The organism is Thiobacillus thiophilus (genome assembly GCF_055378705.1).
In genome coordinates this window covers 298,939-314,662 of record NZ_AP042404.1, presented here as the reverse complement: position 1 = coordinate 314,662, position 15,724 = coordinate 298,939, and the positions used below count along the sequence as shown (strand labels likewise).

Sequence of the window (15,724 nt, the reverse complement as noted above, 5' to 3'; positions counted from 1 at the left end):
TTCAGAACTCCAGATTCTTGCGTGTCTTGTACTTGGCGATCACGAAGAAGAACACGCCGATCGCCGCCATAGCCGCCAGATTCGGCAGGAACACCGCCCAGACGTCGCCGGCCAGGAATACCGTCTGCAACGAGGCCACGAAGTAGCGCGCGGGTATCGCGTAGGTAATGGCCTGGATGGCCGCTGGCATGGCGTCGATCTCGAACAGGAAACCCGAGAGCAGGAAGGACGGCAGGAAGCCGGAGAACAGCGCGATCTGCGAGGCGAGGAACTGGTTCTTGGTGACCGCCGAGATCAGCAATCCCTGGCCGAGCGCGGGAATCAGGAATACGGCCGACAGGGTCAGCAGCGCCAGCAGCGAACCGCGCAACGGCACATCGAATACGAAGATCGCGAGCGCCGCGGAAGCCAGTGTGGCGAGCATACCAAGGATGAAATACGGCAGCAATTTGCCGATCAGGATCTCCGCCACCGAAGCCGGGGTCGACATGATGGCCTCCATCGTTCCGCGCTCCCACTCGCGCGCGACCACCAGCGCGGTGAGCATGGTGCCGATGATGGTCATCACGATCGCGATGGCGCCGGGCACCAGCGCACGACGGCTTTCGAGTTCGGCGTTGAACCAGTAGCGTGGCTCCAGTTGGATGGCCGCTGGCGGCGTGCTGGCACGGCGGCCTGCTCCCCAAGTCTGCACCACACCCTGTGCGTAATTGGCGACAAAATTGGCCGTGTTCGGCTGCGAGCCGTCGGTGATCACCTGTACCAGTGGTTGTGGTACGGAAGACGCTAGCCTCCGTTCGAAATCCTGTGGAATCACCACGAAACCGCGCAGCTTGCCGGATACCACCTGATCGGCGACCTCGCGGCGGTCGCGCGCCGGCGTGACTTTCAGGTAGCGGGTGCCGGCAAATCCGGCAGCCAGCGACTGCGCCGAGGCGGCATCGGATTCCAGTACCACGCCGATGCGCACCTCGCGCACGTCCAGCGACACTGCATAGGCGAACAGGAACAGCAGCACCACGGGCATCACGAAGGCGATCAGGATGGTGGACGGGTCGCGGATCGCCTGCAGGCTTTCCTTGCGCACCAGCGCCATCAGACGACGCCAGTCGAATTTGCGGCTGGCCTGCTCGCGGTTGGCTTGCCCGCGTGGCGCTGCACCTGCGTCAATATCGGTGGTTTCAACGTTCATGCCGCCGCCTTGGCGTTTTCGCGCGCCTCGTCTTCGAGATCGGCCGATTCGACCAGATGGATGAAGGCGTCTTCCATCGTCGGATCGGGATGCTTGTCGCTCCTGGAAGCGCGCTTGAGCGCGTCAGGTGTGTCGAGGTCGATCAGCTTCGCGCGGTACATCAGTGCCACGCGGTCGCAATACTCAGCCTCGTCCATGAAATGGGTGGTGACCATCACCGTCACGCCCTTGCGCGCCAGGCCGTTGATGTGGGTCCAGAACTCGCGTCGGGTGATCGGATCGACGCCGGAGGTCGGTTCGTCGAGAAACAGCACCGGCGGACGGTGCATCAACGAACACGCCAGGGCCAGGCGCTGCTTGAAGCCCAACGGCAGCGCGTCCGGCGAGGTGGTGAGGTATTGCTTCAGATCGAAAGTCTCGATCATCTCGTCGATGCGCTCACGCCTAGCCGCGCCTTCCAGCCCGTAGACGCCGGCGGAGAATTCCAGGTTCTGCTTCACCGTCAGCAAGCCGTACAGGGAGAACTTCTGCGCCATGTAGCCAAGTTGGCTCTTGGCCGCTCCGGTGGCGCGGCGCAGATCGAGTCCGACCACGTGCGCCTCGCCTGCGGTCGGTTTCAGCAGTCCACAGAGCATCTTGAAGGTGGTGGACTTGCCGGCGCCATTGGGCCCGAGCAGTCCGAAGATCTCGCCCCTGCGGACCTCAAAGCTGACGCTGTCGGTGGCAGTGAAATCACCGAAGCGTTTGGTCAGATCCTTGCAGGACACCGCGATGTCCGAATCGAGTTTGACCTCATCCATGCGGTCGGCCAGGGCAGAAGTGCCACCGGGGCCGCCGCCGAGCAGATCGATGAAGGCGTCCTCGAAGCGCGGTTGTACGGGTTCGACTTTCGCACCGACCTCGTTGGCCAATGCATCAATTTCTTCGCGTCCGGCATCCGCGCGCAATACCACGCGCACGGCGTCGCCCTGGATCACGCCGTCGCCGACGCTGCCAAGATTCAGTGCCCGCGACAACACGGCGCGGCGCTCGTCGCTGACTCCGGTCAGGCGAAAGCTGCGCTCCTTGATGCGATCGGTGAGCTCCTGCGGCGGGCCGTCGAACTCGAGTTTGCCTTCGTTGAGCAGCAGCACACTCTCGCAGCGCTCAGCCTCGTCGAGGTAGGCCGTGGACCAGACCACGGCCATGCCATCGTCGGTGAGTTCCTGCACCATGCGCCACAGATCCTGACGGCTGACCGGATCGACGCCGACGCTGGGCTCGTCCAGCAACAGCACTTCGGGTTTCGCCATCAGCGCGCACGCCAGTCCCAACTTCTGCTTCATACCGCCGGAGAGCTTTCCCGCGAGGCGTTTGGTGAATGGGCCCAACTTGGTGAAATCGAGCAGGCTTTTGAAGGTGTCGGAGTGCTGATCGGCGTCCATGCCGCGCAGCTGCGCGTACAGGCGCATGTTCTCCATCACCGAAAGGTCCTCGTAAAGGCCGAAGCGCTGTGGCATGTAGCCGCTGACGATGTGGATCGCGTCGTTGTCCTTGACGACATCCAGACCGGCCAGCGTGACGCTACCGCCATTGGGCACCAACAGACCGGTCATGATGCGCATCAAGGTGGTCTTGCCGGCACCATCGGGGCCGACCAGGCCGGTGAGGCGCCCGTAGCGAATCTCGGCGCTGAAGCCGCGCAGGGCGTGGACCTCATCGAAGTGCTTGGCGACGCTGTCGATGACGACCGCAGGGGTGTCCTTGCCGCGCTCGCCCGTGGTATCGCTGGCGGTGTGCGCACTCATTTCAACGCCCTGACGCGTTTTTGTCAGCAGTGCGGGCGGTGTCGACATCGACCGTTACCGGCATGCCCTGGCGCAGACCCTCGTCAGCATCGGCAACCACCACGCGCAGCCGGTAGACCAGGTCGGTGCGCAAGTCGGTGGTCTCCACCGTCTTCGGGGTGAACTCCGCGCGCGGCGAGATGAAGCCGATCTGGCCGTGATAGACCTTGTCGGAAGAGTCGGTGAGCACGCGCACCGACGCCCCTGGCGCGATGCGGCCCAAGCCCGGCTCGCTGACATAGGCGCGCACATAGACCGGATCGCGCAGACTCAGGGTGTACACGGCCGTGCTGCTCGCCACCATGCTGCCTGGTTCACGAACCCGCGCGATCACGGTGCCGTCGCTGGGCGCCACAAGTTCGGTGTCGGCCAGTGCAGTGTGCGCCTGTGCCAGGGCCGCCGCAGCCGCGGCTACCCGCGCCTTGCCGGCGGCGACGTCCTCGCTGCGGAATCCGTCCTTGGCCAGCGACAGTGCTGCCTCGGCGGATGCCAGATCGGCTGCGGCCCGGTCACGCGCGGCACGTGCGGCGTCGACGGTGCGTTGGCTGCTGGCGCCCGATTCGAGCAGGGTGCTCTGGCGTGCGAAGTTGCGCTCGGCCTCGCGGGAGGTTGCTTGCGCCTGACGCACATGTTCTTGTGCCCGTGCAATTTCCTGTGGTCGGTTGCCGTTGCGCAGTTTGTCCAGTTCGGCCTGCGCTGCGTTCAATTCGGCCTGCGCTGCGGCAAGTTTCTCGCGATAAGGTACGGCGTCGAGTTGAGCGATCACCGTGCCGGCGGTAACGGCATCGCCTTCATCGGCAGCCATATCCGTCATGCGGCCGGGCTGGCGGAAGGCCAGCTCTACCTCGCGGATATCCACGTTTCCATACAAACGCAACACATTGTCATTGCCCCTGTCGTGCATTAGCCAAAAGACGAACAAGCCACCGGCGACCATGGCGGCGATGGTGGCGATAGCGAGCACGATCCAGCGAGTCTTGCCTGTGGGGGGGCTTGGAGTCTTCATCAGTGGGTTTCCGTTCAAGGCGGTGGTTCGATCCTGATCGGCAAGCGATCGTGGTCGACATGCCAGGTTGGGTGAGCGGCCGGGCGGAGGGCCAGAATCACTGCAGTTTATTTACCGTACTGCACTTTAGCATGTGCTCGACACATTGATCTTTCGCGTCGCCGGAAAAATTGCCGCACTTTTCGATTGCCACTTTGTAGTCGGCATCGCGTTTAGCGGACGCTGCATCCTGGCGGACTTCGATGCCCATCTTCTTCATGAGCGTGGCGATGCGACTTGCCACAACTGGCGACGCAGCATCCGTGCTGCCCATGAATGGGTGTTCCAGATGCAGCTCGTCGATCCGGCGCATCAGCGCCAGGTCGGCTTCGGAGACGAGCTTGGACAGGTAGGTACACCCGCCCCCCCGGCCGATGCCCAGCAACTCGGCCTGACGGGTGACGGTGAGGATATGGTCACGGTCGATCTGGCTTTGCGCTCAGCAATCCCGCTTTGGTAAGCGCGCATTCTAAAAAATCGTTCTCCAGCACCAGCTGGCCGATCTTGGCGTGCAGCGGAACCAGATCGACCGGTTCGATGGGTTCCGTGCCCGCGCCGAAGACGTCGGTGGCACGTTCAAGCAATTTCTTCTTCCATTCGGCGATTTGGTTCGGGTGCAACTCGAACTCCTTGCACAGCTCAGCCATCGTCTTGTCTTCGCGAAGGGCTGCCAGCGCTACGCGCGCCTTGAATGCCGGATTGTGGGTGGCGCCGTGCCGATTTCTTGACCATCAAAAACGCCTTCTCGCCAGGCATCTTCCAGCCCAGCATCATGCCCGGAGTTTCCACTTTTATAGTTATACCAATCGGCAACTTTTAAATCAGGAGAGGCGTTGGCTCCGGTGGTAGTCAGTTGGCTTCACCAACTAGTCAGTTGGGTTGGGCTGCTAGTCACACCATGGGCAATTCTTTCCGGCTTCTTTGCTGTACTTCGCATAATGTATATTAGCAAGTCCTGATATAGTACTCTATTGAGTAACGCGAAACTCAAGCCTGCTGCGGGTTCCGTAGCATTCAGACTGGTTGTCTCCATGTCCCTCGTTAAACCTGGGGAGGGATATGATCAAGTTCACTGTACTGAGTACGAAGGGCGGGGTCGGCAAGACGACTTTGGCAGCAAATCTTGGCGCACTCATGGCGGACATGGGGCTGAGAGTTCTGCTTGTCGACGCCGATGTGCAGCCAGCGCTCTCGAAATATTACCGGATAAAACGCGAAGCTCCGTTTGGGCTCACAAAAGTCATCACCACCGGGTATGTCACAGAGGATTGCATCTCTCAGACGGTAATCGATGGGCTTGATGTAATCCGGTCGGATGATCCAGATGGCAGTCTGCAAACCTGGCTCCTGCATCGTATTGATCGAGGCGAGCGACTTGGCAATGCCCTGAATTCCCCCGCAGTATCCGAAGACTATTACGACTGCGTCTTAATCGACACGCAGGGAACCGTAGGCCCACTGCAGGACACCGCCGCACTCGCCGCCACGCAGATCATCTCTCCAATCAAGCCGGAAATTCTGTCAGCGCGTGAGTTCAAAACGGGCACGATGGAACTGCTGGCGCGGCTTGAGCCCTCCCCAAACTCGAAATACAGGGTAGGGCCGGTCAAAGCAGTCATTTCGATGCAGGACCGGACTGCCGACGCGAGAATCATCGCGGAGTCGATCAGACAGGACTTCATCAAGCTTGGCGGACGGGTCACGGTCCTCGATACGGTAGTTCCTGACGCCAAGTCCTACAAGGAATCGGCCACCCTGTGCATCCCTGCGCACCGGCATGAACCGTCGCGCAAGGGCACGATGCCATCTGCCTATGAAACCATGCATGCTCTCCTCTGGGAGTTGGTGCCGAGCCTTGCATGGCATTACGCCGGATCGGAGGCAGCACAAGACATAGGCCGTGACGGAGCTGAAGCATGATGGCGGGCGGAAAGAAAAAGCCACCACTCATGAACATTCCGAATTCGATCAAGATGGTGGACTTGGCGGCCAAGCATGGGTTTACCCCAAAGTCCGATTCGGAAAAGCGGACCGTACGGGAGCGCCTGAAACTGGAGGTGTCCAATAGCCTGAACGTGCCGGCGCCAAACAGCGGGAGCGGCCTCAAGCATGACACTGAAGTGGATGATTCGTGGGCGAGTCTTCCCGTAACCGCCGTCCACTTCTATGAGCGAAATCCCCGCAAGGCGAACAACGAAGCCTATGCTGAGCTGAAGGAGAGTATCCGGGTCAACGGAATCCTCCAACCCTTGACTGTCACCAAGCGGCCGGGAGAAACCCATTACATCCTGTACGCAGGTGGCAATACCCGCCTGCAGGCTATCCGGGAGTTGTGGGAAGAAACCGGGGATCCGATGTTTCGCGAAACCCGCGTCATCATCAAAGCCTGGCGCGGCGAGGCATCTGTTCTGCTGGCCCACATGGCCGAAAACACCCAGCGAAACGACATGACCTTCTGGGATCGTGCCAACGGGACGCTGGAAATAAAGCGGCAGATGGAAGAGGAGGGCGGTAAAACACTCTCACACCGGGAGTTTGAAGCCGAAATCAAGAAATTCGGCCTCCAGACTGATCTGCGAACACTCAGCATGTACCGATTCGCAGTCGAAAAAATTGCCGATGTCGGCCCGTGGCTTTCCGGTTTAGCCGTGAGAGCCATCCAGCCCCGCCTGAACCTGTTGTTGAAGCTGGCCAATCATCACGACATCGAGGAAAGCGCTTTCTACGCCGAGGTGGTCACGCCAACCGCAAAGACCATAGCCGGCATGGTTCTGGAAGATAGCCATGCGTTTACCGCTGACCTGTTTCTTGGTCGATGCGAAGCCAACTTGTCTGCCCGACTGGAATTGAATGGGAGGGACATGGGCAAGTTGCTCACCGCCATGGAGCGCTTCCCTGACATGACGCTGGAAGGTTTGCAGCGGATATGCAAGCCCCAGTGTCCGGTTGAACCCCAGACTCAATCCACAGCAGAGTCTGTTGGCCAGGAACCGGGGAAATCGTCACAGTCCATTGCTCTTGCTCCACGATTGCCTGGGACGGCCACACCCTCCATTCCGGCCGCTACAGAACCCGGTGAGCGCAGCCAAAAAGTGAGTTCACCGGCTCCTCATTCCACAGTCAGTCTCCCCCCAATCTCAACTGAGAGTGGAGGGCCTGACCGGTTGATGACCTTGATTCAGCAAGTGCTTGTCTCCGCTGGCCTCGGCTCATGCTATGAGCCTGCACCCGACATGCCCATGGGGTATTGCATGGGTTTCCCCAAGGATGGCCCACTTGATTTGAAAGAGAACGCGCAAAGCCGCCAGGCTGCCTGGTGGGTGCTTGCGATGGCAAGCGGGCAGTTTGAAGCGGACGTGTGCCGGTCTGGCCTTGACGACCCCAATGAGTGGCGCACCTTGATCCTGGAAGAAGGCAGTCAGGAAACGCTGGGAGGCCTGGAGCTCGCCATCCAGCACAACATTGGTGGCCAAGGTGAGTTTCTGCCGATTCCATGGCTGCTGAACCCGGACAACCCTATTGCGGGCGTGTGCCTTGAGTTGCTCTCGGTCATTCGTGGAGGGACTCGATCATGATGATGGTTCGCGTCACCGACAACACGCTGAGAGCCTCGCTGCTGATGCACTTGATCGAGCAGCTTGAGCGTGGCGACCTTGCCGTCCTGCTGGAAAAGGGCGCTTGTCCGCGGTCCATGGATCGGTTGCGAGGTCTCGCCATTAATGAAATTCTGCACCTGGCCTCATCAGGCCATCCCGACATCCATTTCTCGATCGATGAGGGCGGTTTTGAACTCGGAATCGAAACCCTGTTTCGGCGCAAGCAGGAAACCGAGCATTTGGTGTATTGCATCCAGAATGGCGCCAGCCAGTCGATGCTGAACCAATTGTTCCCGTCGACCGACCCGCGTGTCATCCAGACCTACCGCAAGCTCCTCAAGAATGACCGCAAAATCGGCCGTGTCGCGCTACCTGATGAAAGTGTCCGCGATCTGATCCACCAATGCTGGTTCGGGATGAATGAGGAATACCCCGAGATCACCACTCTCCGCGAAAAACTCATGCTTCTGCATGGGTTTTTCAGCAACTATTCCCTCGACGGGCTGTACGCCACCGTCAATGAATTCAACGAACCCCCAAGGAAGCACCATGGCCAGAAATAAAAGCCGTGCCACGCCTCCGGACTGTCTGCCAATGAATCCATCGACAGACGATCAGGCCGTCTACAACACGATCAGCCCAGCAATGTTGCTGGACATATTCGACGAGCCAATCGTGTTCCAGCGTGCCTATGTGGGTCTGACAGGCAGCGCTGTGGCAGCACTGTTCCTGTCTTATGCGATCTACACGATAGACCGTCTTCCGAAAGACGCGGAAGGCTGGTTCAGAAAGACTGGGGATGAATGGAAGGCTGAAACGGGACTGACCCGCTTCGAGCAGCAAACGGCTCGCCGTATCCTGCGGGAGCTGGATGTTCTGATTGAACGGCGGGCGGGCTTGCCGGCCGAGCTTTGGTTCAAGATTCGAATTGATCGCATTCTTGAGCTGCTATCGGATCAGGCAGAAGCCAAGTGGGGGCAGGTCATCTAGGACCAGATGATGCCCCACGGATACGCCATAGCTGCCAAATCGAGTCAGGTGAACGAAAACCTGGCCCAGGGGGTGAAAGACCTTCTGTCTGCGCTTGGTAACCGCTACGTGGCGTATTACCCCTCCCTCGCCGAATTGACGGGTTCTCCCAAAGCCGCCCTGATGCTTGGACACGCCATGTTCATGACCCGTGTGGTCCTGGACAAGCAGCCCAATCGCGGAGGGTGGTTCTGGAAGACATCGAAGGAATGGAAGCAGGTCGCCGGGTTGAGCGTCCGGGAGATTGAAACATCTCGTAAAGTGCTGTTAAAAGACGGCATCTTGCAGGAATCAAGACGTGGAATGCCAGCCAAACTCTGGTTCAGGGTCGATCTTGACCGCCTGGCTTTGAAGCTGTGCCAGTATGCCAATACCACCTACCGTCCCTGGTCATGGGAAGACCGGGTGCTGAAAACGCTGCTCGGTAAACCGGTGATGTTCTACGCCCCTTTTGCGTGGACGGCGGACAGCGCCTTGGCGGGTCTCTACATGTCCAGCCTGTTCAATCGGCTGCGGCAGACATTATCCCGGAACGAAGTTGACAAGGAAGGCTGGTTCAGCAGCCCGACCAGCCAATCACTGATCCATCTCCATTTTGGCCGTCGCATGTTGACGAATGCCCGAGCCAAACTGATCGAGTCCGGCATGATGGAAGAGGTGCGGGAAAGCCGTATGCAATCCCAGTTGTTGTCACGCATTATGTTGACAACTCTGCCGGCCAAAATCTGCCTGGAATCCAATGAATTCCACAGTTTGTCGGAATCCAACAAACTAGATTGCCGGAATCCGACAAACAACAGTTGCTCAAAACGCGTAACAAGAGTTGCCGGAACCGTAAAACAAGAGTTGCCGGAACCGCAAGACAACAGTTCACGTTTCCGCGAAACAAGTTCTGCGGAAACAGCAACTCACTCTAATAAAGAAATAAATACTCCATACCACCCCCTCCATAACAGCTTGGAGGGGGTGGGCGTATTCGATTTCCCCAAGACCATCCGGACTGCGCCAGCAAGCGCTGATCTGGAAAACCTGATCTATCCGGACAAGCTGCTTCCCGGCGAGAAACAGACCGCACGGCAGATTCTGCACGGCAGCCCCAATCCTCAACTCATCCTCGACGAGCTGGCAGGCCAGATGCAGGACGGCCACGTCAAAAATGCGATCGGCTACCTGCGAACCCTGAAAACCAGACAACAGGCCGGGACATTTGAGGCTGAGTACGCCCATCGGGTTGAAGCAGATCGAAAGCGCCGGCAGGAAATACTGGAACAGCGAAAGCGCCTGATCGTTGAGCCACAAACACAGTTTGCGACAAACCGGGATTCCGCCCGGATCAAGCTGACCGAACTGCGTCAGACCATTTGGGGAAAGAAATGACCAGAGCCACGGCTACAGGAAGTGAGGGTGATGGTAGTGCCATCACCGAACAGGCAACCGCAAGGTGGCGCAGCAGGAAGTGAGGGTGATGGTAGTGCCATCACCGAACAGGCAACCGCAAGGTGGCGCAGCAGGAAGTGAGGGTGATGGTAGTGCCATCACCGAACAGGCAACCGCAAGGTGGCGCAGCAGGAAGTGAGGGTGATGGTAGTGCCATCACCGAACAGGCAACCGCAAGGTGGCGCAGCAGGAAGTGATGACTATAGACGGAGGCATTTGATGGCAACACCGAAATCGAAGATCAAGTTCCCTACCTCGGCGGATTCTCCGTTCGAGGATGGGTATGACATTGCTGGGGAGCGAGATGCTCTGAAAGATTTGGTCGAGGCGGAGGAACCGGACGAGAAAGATCCTCGCTGGGAGCGTTTCATGGACCTGCTCGAAAGGGAAGAGCGCCTGCGGCAGGAACAGGCGAATCGCCAGCAACGCCAATACGCTGACCCGATCGTTCCCGATCATGAGGCACGCGCACTGAAGGCTATCGGCAGCCTCGTTGCTGATGAGACGGATGTGATGGCAATCCATACCAAGGAGGCCTATCGACTGTTCATCGGCAGGACGCGTGATGAAAGCCCGCGCGGCTACGGAATCACCAGCGGGAAGAAGGTTGCAGCAGTGCTCCGGTCCATCTGGAATCTGTCGGCCAATGACAATCCCTATGCAGACTGGATTCTGGTGCAGGTGACAGATCGGGTCGGCGAACTGCGCCAACAGCTTGAGCATGCCGGAAAGCATTTCCAGGACGATCTGGACAAGTTGCAGGCGCGTGGCTTGCGCGTGTCCGTATTGAAGAGTCGTGCGCCAGTGGAAGTGGAACTGGGTTTCCGCAGTCCCTACGGCTACATGATCGTGGATCTGATCCTGGACTTTGACTGGTATGCGCGTGTGGTCAAGACGATGGTGCAGAAGAATCGTCTGGGCGACATCGAAGGGAAGGAGGACTTGTACCAGATGACCAAACGGATTCGGGCGCTGTTCGAGTCCACCTTGCCCTATCAGAAGTATCTCCTCCGTGAGGAGTTGCGCCTGCTATCCAGGAGCGATTTCCTCCCTGGCGCCAGCGATGAAGCAAGGAAGCGGGTTGAAGCTGCGGTTGGGATATTCGGTGAGGTGCCGCAGCCGATCTTCACCGGTGAAATGCGACCGCGTCATAGCCGTCGTCGGGCGGATGTGAGTGAGGCAGAGATGCGATTGCTGGTGGATGTGGCGCAGGGGAAAGTGGATACGGCCGGAAGTGATCTGAACCAGGAAAACACGCTCCTATGAGCGGTTTGTCATCAATCCAGATGGATAAAAGGCCTTTTAAGGGTAAGGGGGCGGATGAATGGTTGGCGCGGCTCCATCGTGACTACCGGAAGGTCGTGTTTGAGATGGAGGAATTGTCCGAGCACTCAAAGCGTGCCGCAGGCAATGCCTGGTATGTGTATCTGCATCACCGGAAATCGACTGGGCAACGCTTCCTGATGTGGCGCAGCTTTGGCGTGAAGCATGTCCACCTGACATGGGACAGCATCCAGCTCACGCTGGGCCGAATGACACGATCACAGCAGGACTGGTTTGAGGAGGTCAATGCGGCAGTACGGTTGCTGAATGCGAAGGAGGTCGTGACCAGGAAGGCAATACGCATGGCACAGGAACTGAACAGTGAGGATTGAAGCATTGAAGTGGGTACGCCACCCCTTGGCGTGGGTTTTTTAATCAACTGAAGGAGAAGAGGCAATGAGCAATGAATTTCGTGGCACTGGCAATTTGGGTGACAACCCCACGCTGAAGACCGTACTGGTGAAGGGCGAGGATCGAAAGGTCGCAGAGATCCGGGTTTTCTTCGACGAATACAAGCCGGATGGTCAGGGTGGTTTCGAGCAGTCCGGTGGGTTCTGGATGAATGCTTCGGTGTGGGACAAGCGCGGCGAGGATGTTGCCCAGCACCTGCGCAAGGGGGCGCGTGTGCATATCGCCGGCCGCCTGGCCGAGCAGGAGTGGACAGACAAAGAGTCTGGCGAAGTGCGGAAAACGATGCAGCTCAATGCCGACGATGTCTATCTGTCGCTGTCTCGTCTGGAGGAAGTGAAATTCAGGCCGAAAGCGCAGGAAGTGGGTGCTTGATGCGAACAGTCCCATCTCTGCTGCTTTCATCAGCGCTCATGCTCAATACCTCAGCATTTGCTGCTGAGAGTCACGAGCTGATGATGTGCAACACCTATTCGGGTGGCGGAGGTGTCAGCGTCAAGGGCAGAACCCTCAAGTGCGAAGGCGAACCGGATGCTCGCGGCTACAGCAAATTCTGGACTACGAGTCTAACGGACCTGTACGGCCAGGGTTGGAGGGTTGAGTCCATGTCGACCTACCCGGCGAGCTCATCCGGGGAGGCGACGGTGATTTTCCTGTTGAACCGGACAACGACATCCGGCCCCGCTTCACCTGCCCAGAAATAGGAGGCTTCATGAGACACCCAACACAGCCTGAGGAAAACATGATGGCAGCGGTGCTGCAATCGGTGTCGGAAGATGCGTGTCGGCATGGGATGGGCTCGGGATGTTTTCATGGGTTCGAGTTCAAGGCCATGAGGCTTGGGCGGCGTGGTCGGCCAGGTGCAATGGCAAGATTGAAGATTGTGGTCAGCCAGGATGGCGAGGTGATCGAATCACGATTACTCGATGTCCTGAATGATCCGCTATAGGCCGCGGCTGGGTTGAGTCCGGGATATGAGCCAGCACTATTTCAACACGACGTTTGACGGTGAACCCGTGACCGTCATTCTTGGATGGGACGCAACGGTTTGTTCAGGGAGGCGATGCAGTGATAGACAAGAACTGGCAGGAAATTGCCCCGGATCCTGATTGGGTGCGGCAGGAAGTGGCCCGCCTGAATGAGGCAGTCGATGAATTTGCCAGCGCCATGAAGGCGAAGCTCGCGCAGAAAGCACATGAGGGCTGGACGGGCTGGGACCAGCCTGAATCGGGCATCAAGATCTGGAATGCCATGCTTGCCCAAGGCGCTGCGGTACCGCTGGCCCGTGGGCAGGAGGTGGACATTGCCAATCTGGCGATGATGCTATGGCGGATCAATGGGAGGGGGGAATGAATTCCCTTGCGATCTGGGGCCTGATGTTATCGACCGCGCTGGCAGTTCTCATTGATGTGTCTGCGATGTCAGGAGGGGCTTGAGTGAAGCTCTACCTCTGCGAAAAGCCCTCACAAGGCAGAGAAATCGCCAGCCACATCGGTGCTCGGACACGTGGCGAAGGATGCATTACTGGCAACGGTGTAACGGTAACCTGGGGCATCGGCCACCTGGTTGAGCAGGCGAAACCGGAGCACTACAACCCGGCATTGAAATTCTGGGACATCGCGCACTTGCCTGTGGTGCCGGATGAGTGGCACATGGAGGTGAAGCACCAGACCCGTGATCAGTACAAGATCGTCTCGAAGCTGTTGAAGCAGGCAACTGAGGTTGTCATTGCCACCGATGCCGACCGTGAGGGCGAAGTGATCGCACGGGAGCTGATGCAGCTGAACGGTTACTGCGGGAAGGTTTCGCGCCTTTGGCTTTCAGCGTTCGACGATGCGTCGGTGAAGAAGGCTCTGGCTAATATTCTGCCGGGCGAGAAGACGCTGCCGATGTATTTCTCTGGGATGGGCCGAAGCCGGGCGGACTGGCTGGCCGGGATGAATCTCACCATGGCCTTGACCAAGGCGTTCGGTGCCGGCGGCAAGGACGGAACCTTGCATTGTGGTCGTGTACAGACGCCTGTGTTGGCTTTGGTGGTGCGGCGCGAACGGGCCATCGCCGCGTTCGTTCCAAAGGCGCACTTCGGGGTCAATGCGACCTTCCTGATGGGCGGGGCATCCGTGCCGATGGCCTGGATGGCACGAGCGGCGCTTCTCGACGATGAGGGGCGTCTCCTCGGCCGCGGAAGTGCAGAAGCGGTGGTCAAGCGGGTCGCAGGGCAGACCGGGAAGGTGAGCCTTGTCGAGACGACACAGGAACGCGAAGTCGCGCCGTTGCTGTACAGCCTGGGATCACTCCAGCGGGAGGCCTCGGCGCGCTTCGGGATGAAGGCGCAGGCCGTACTCGATGCTGCGCAGGCACTTTACGAGAAACATAAGGCGACATCGTATCCACGAACGGATTGCGAATACCTGCCGCGCTCGATGCTGGCCGAATCGAACGAGACGCTGCAGGCCATCGCCGGAGCGAAGCCCGAACTGGCAACACAGGCCACGGTTGCCGAGTCGGCGCTCAAGGGTGCCGATGAGCGTTTCCGGGGCAGGGCATTCAACGACAAACAGATCACGGCCCACCACGCGATCATTCCGACGCGAAACCCGAACATCGATGTGTCGGCCATGACGCCGACCGAGCGGACAGTCTTTGACATGGTTTGTCGACGGTATCTGGCGCAATTCCTGGGGGATTACCAGTACAGCAAGACGGTGATCGAAGTGATCTGCGAGGCAGAGAAATTCAGGGTGAGCGGCAAGACGCCGCTGGTCCCCGGCTGGCGGCAGACCCTGCCCGAGGCGACGAAAGCACCCACGGACAAGGACGATGACCAGGAGGAGGCGGTAACGCTCCCGAAGGTACGTGTCGGCGAGGATGCTCGCAACCTGCGTTGCGAGGTGCAGGACAGAAAGACCTCACCGCCCAAGCGTTATACCGAGGGCACGCTGTTGGCTGCGATGGAGTCGATCGACAAGGAGATCGAGGATCCGCGCTGGAAGGCGGTGATGAAGAACAAGGAGAAAGCGGGCATCGGAACGGATGCAACGCGTTCGGCCATTATCGAGGGGTTGTTCAAGCGGGACTACATCGTCGCCAAAAAGAAGGAGCTGCTGCCGACCGAGAAAGCTGTCGCGCTTATTGGACTGATCGAGGAGGTTTCGCCGGAAATTGCAGATCCTGTCTTGACTGCTCAGTGGGAAGATCGACTGAGCCAGATTGAGAAGGGCGAGATCGAGTTGTCGCAGTTTGAACTCAGTCTTGGCGAGTGGCTGGTGCAGGTGATTGGCGGCATCAAGAGTCAGAAGGGCACGCGGCAGATCTTGTCTGGTAAGACTCGTGATTTGCCGGCCAAGGGTAGTTCGGTCGTGGCGTGCCCTGCTTGCGGCAAGCCAATGAGCAGAATTGATGGCCAGAATGGCTTCTTCTGGGGTTGTACGGCGTACCAGGAAGGGTGCAAGTCGACGCTTCCAGATGTCGATGGCAAGCCCGGCGCCGCCAGACAGGCGCCGCTTCCAAAATCGCAGGCAGGGCCTTCCTATCCATGCCCCAGATGCCAGAAGCCCTTGCGCCTGGTAAAAGGCCCCAAGGGGCCATTCTGGGGATGCACAGGCTACCCGGCATGCAAGCACACCCAGCCGGATGACGATGGGAAACCAGGCGTGCGGACTGACGAGGTGGCAGGCAAGGTTCAGCGACCCGAGGCGGCCGTGGCGCGAGGAACACCCATGCGTACCGCCAGGGCAGGTGCAGCCTGTCCGGACTGCAAGACGGGCCTGCTCGTCAGCAAAACCATGAAAGATTCCGGTAAGGCATTCGTGGGATGCAATCGCTTTCCGGCGTGCAGATTCTTCGCATGGCCAGAGAAATAGCCGGA

16 protein-coding genes are annotated in these 15,724 nt (G+C 59.0%); 11 read left to right on the top strand and 5 right to left on the bottom strand.

Going from position 1 to position 15,724, the window contains the following annotated elements; genetic code table 11:
• Position 1: 1 nt before the first annotated feature.
• The 5 genes from ACZ41T_RS01530 to ACZ41T_RS01510 form a co-directional block, all read right to left on the bottom strand.
• Entirely contained in the window at positions 2 to 1,192 is a 1,191-nt protein-coding gene (locus tag ACZ41T_RS01530) for an ABC transporter permease (protein WP_464922725.1), read from the bottom strand.
• A complete protein-coding gene (locus ACZ41T_RS01525) occupies positions 1,189 to 2,979 on the bottom strand; it encodes an ATP-binding cassette domain-containing protein (protein ID WP_464922724.1) in 1,791 nt (596 codons plus the stop codon). Before ACZ41T_RS01525 ends, ACZ41T_RS01530 begins: the two co-directional genes overlap by 4 nt.
• A 1-nt stretch (position 2,980) precedes the next feature.
• Positions 2,981 to 4,024 (bottom strand): secretion protein HlyD, encoded by a 1,044-nt coding sequence (gene hlyD, locus ACZ41T_RS01520; protein ID WP_464922723.1) that lies wholly within the window; start codon positions 4,022 to 4,024, stop codon positions 2,981 to 2,983.
• A 97-nt stretch (positions 4,025 to 4,121) separates the two neighbouring features.
• Entirely contained in the window at positions 4,122 to 4,448 is a 327-nt protein-coding gene (locus tag ACZ41T_RS01515) for a hypothetical protein (RefSeq protein WP_464922722.1), read from the bottom strand.
• Positions 4,449 to 4,479: 31 nt separating this feature from the next.
• Positions 4,480 to 4,710 (bottom strand): transposase, encoded by a 231-nt coding sequence (locus ACZ41T_RS01510; protein ID WP_464922721.1) that lies wholly within the window; start codon positions 4,708 to 4,710, stop codon positions 4,480 to 4,482.
• Positions 4,711 to 5,122: 412 nt separating this feature from the next.
• Between ACZ41T_RS01510 and ACZ41T_RS01505 the strand changes: the two genes are divergently transcribed.
• From ACZ41T_RS01505 to ACZ41T_RS01455, 11 genes are all read left to right on the top strand, one after another.
• Complete coding sequence (locus ACZ41T_RS01505; RefSeq protein WP_464922720.1) at positions 5,123 to 5,983, top strand: ParA family protein; 861 nt, start codon at positions 5,123 to 5,125, stop codon at positions 5,981 to 5,983.
• Positions 5,980 to 7,638 (top strand): ParB family protein, encoded by a 1,659-nt coding sequence (locus ACZ41T_RS01500; RefSeq protein WP_464922719.1) that lies wholly within the window; start codon positions 5,980 to 5,982, stop codon positions 7,636 to 7,638. Before ACZ41T_RS01505 ends, ACZ41T_RS01500 begins: the two co-directional genes overlap by 4 nt.
• Positions 7,635 to 8,222 carry an STY4526/YPO1902 family pathogenicity island replication protein gene (locus ACZ41T_RS01495; RefSeq protein WP_296639107.1) on the top strand — a complete coding sequence of 196 codons (588 nt, stop codon included), beginning with the start codon at positions 7,635 to 7,637 and terminating at the stop codon, positions 8,220 to 8,222. Before ACZ41T_RS01500 ends, ACZ41T_RS01495 begins: the two co-directional genes overlap by 4 nt.
• Positions 8,209 to 8,649, top strand: coding sequence for a hypothetical protein (locus tag ACZ41T_RS01490; RefSeq protein WP_464922718.1), 441 nt, complete (start codon positions 8,209 to 8,211; stop codon positions 8,647 to 8,649). Before ACZ41T_RS01495 ends, ACZ41T_RS01490 begins: the two co-directional genes overlap by 14 nt.
• A gap of 48 nt (positions 8,650 to 8,697) precedes the next feature.
• The gene (locus ACZ41T_RS01485; RefSeq protein ID WP_464922717.1) at positions 8,698 to 10,065 is read left to right on the top strand and encodes a hypothetical protein; all 1,368 of its coding nucleotides are present in this window, start codon (positions 8,698 to 8,700) and stop codon (positions 10,063 to 10,065) included.
• Between the two features lie 279 nt (positions 10,066 to 10,344).
• Positions 10,345 to 11,391, top strand: coding sequence for a PFL_4669 family integrating conjugative element protein (locus tag ACZ41T_RS01480; protein ID WP_464922716.1), 1,047 nt, complete (start codon positions 10,345 to 10,347; stop codon positions 11,389 to 11,391).
• On the top strand, positions 11,388 to 11,780 hold the full coding sequence (locus tag ACZ41T_RS01475; RefSeq protein WP_464922715.1) for a hypothetical protein: 393 nt from the start codon (positions 11,388 to 11,390) through the stop codon (positions 11,778 to 11,780). The genes ACZ41T_RS01480 and ACZ41T_RS01475 overlap by 4 nt, the downstream gene beginning before the upstream one ends.
• Positions 11,781 to 11,844: 64 nt before the next feature.
• Positions 11,845 to 12,231: a single-stranded DNA-binding protein gene (gene ssb / locus ACZ41T_RS01470; protein ID WP_018079411.1), complete on the top strand. Its 387-nt coding sequence runs from the start codon at positions 11,845 to 11,847 to the stop codon at positions 12,229 to 12,231.
• Between the two features lie 337 nt (positions 12,232 to 12,568).
• Positions 12,569 to 12,805 carry a hypothetical protein gene (locus ACZ41T_RS01465; RefSeq protein ID WP_464922714.1) on the top strand — a complete coding sequence of 79 codons (237 nt, stop codon included), beginning with the start codon at positions 12,569 to 12,571 and terminating at the stop codon, positions 12,803 to 12,805.
• A 119-nt stretch (positions 12,806 to 12,924) separates the two neighbouring features.
• Positions 12,925 to 13,209, top strand: coding sequence for a hypothetical protein (locus ACZ41T_RS01460; RefSeq protein ID WP_296659550.1), 285 nt, complete (start codon positions 12,925 to 12,927; stop codon positions 13,207 to 13,209).
• An 83-nt stretch (positions 13,210 to 13,292) separates the two neighbouring features.
• Positions 13,293 to 15,719 carry a DNA topoisomerase 3 gene (locus tag ACZ41T_RS01455; protein ID WP_464922713.1) on the top strand — a complete coding sequence of 809 codons (2,427 nt, stop codon included), beginning with the start codon at positions 13,293 to 13,295 and terminating at the stop codon, positions 15,717 to 15,719.
• Positions 15,720 to 15,724: the final 5 nt, after the last annotated feature.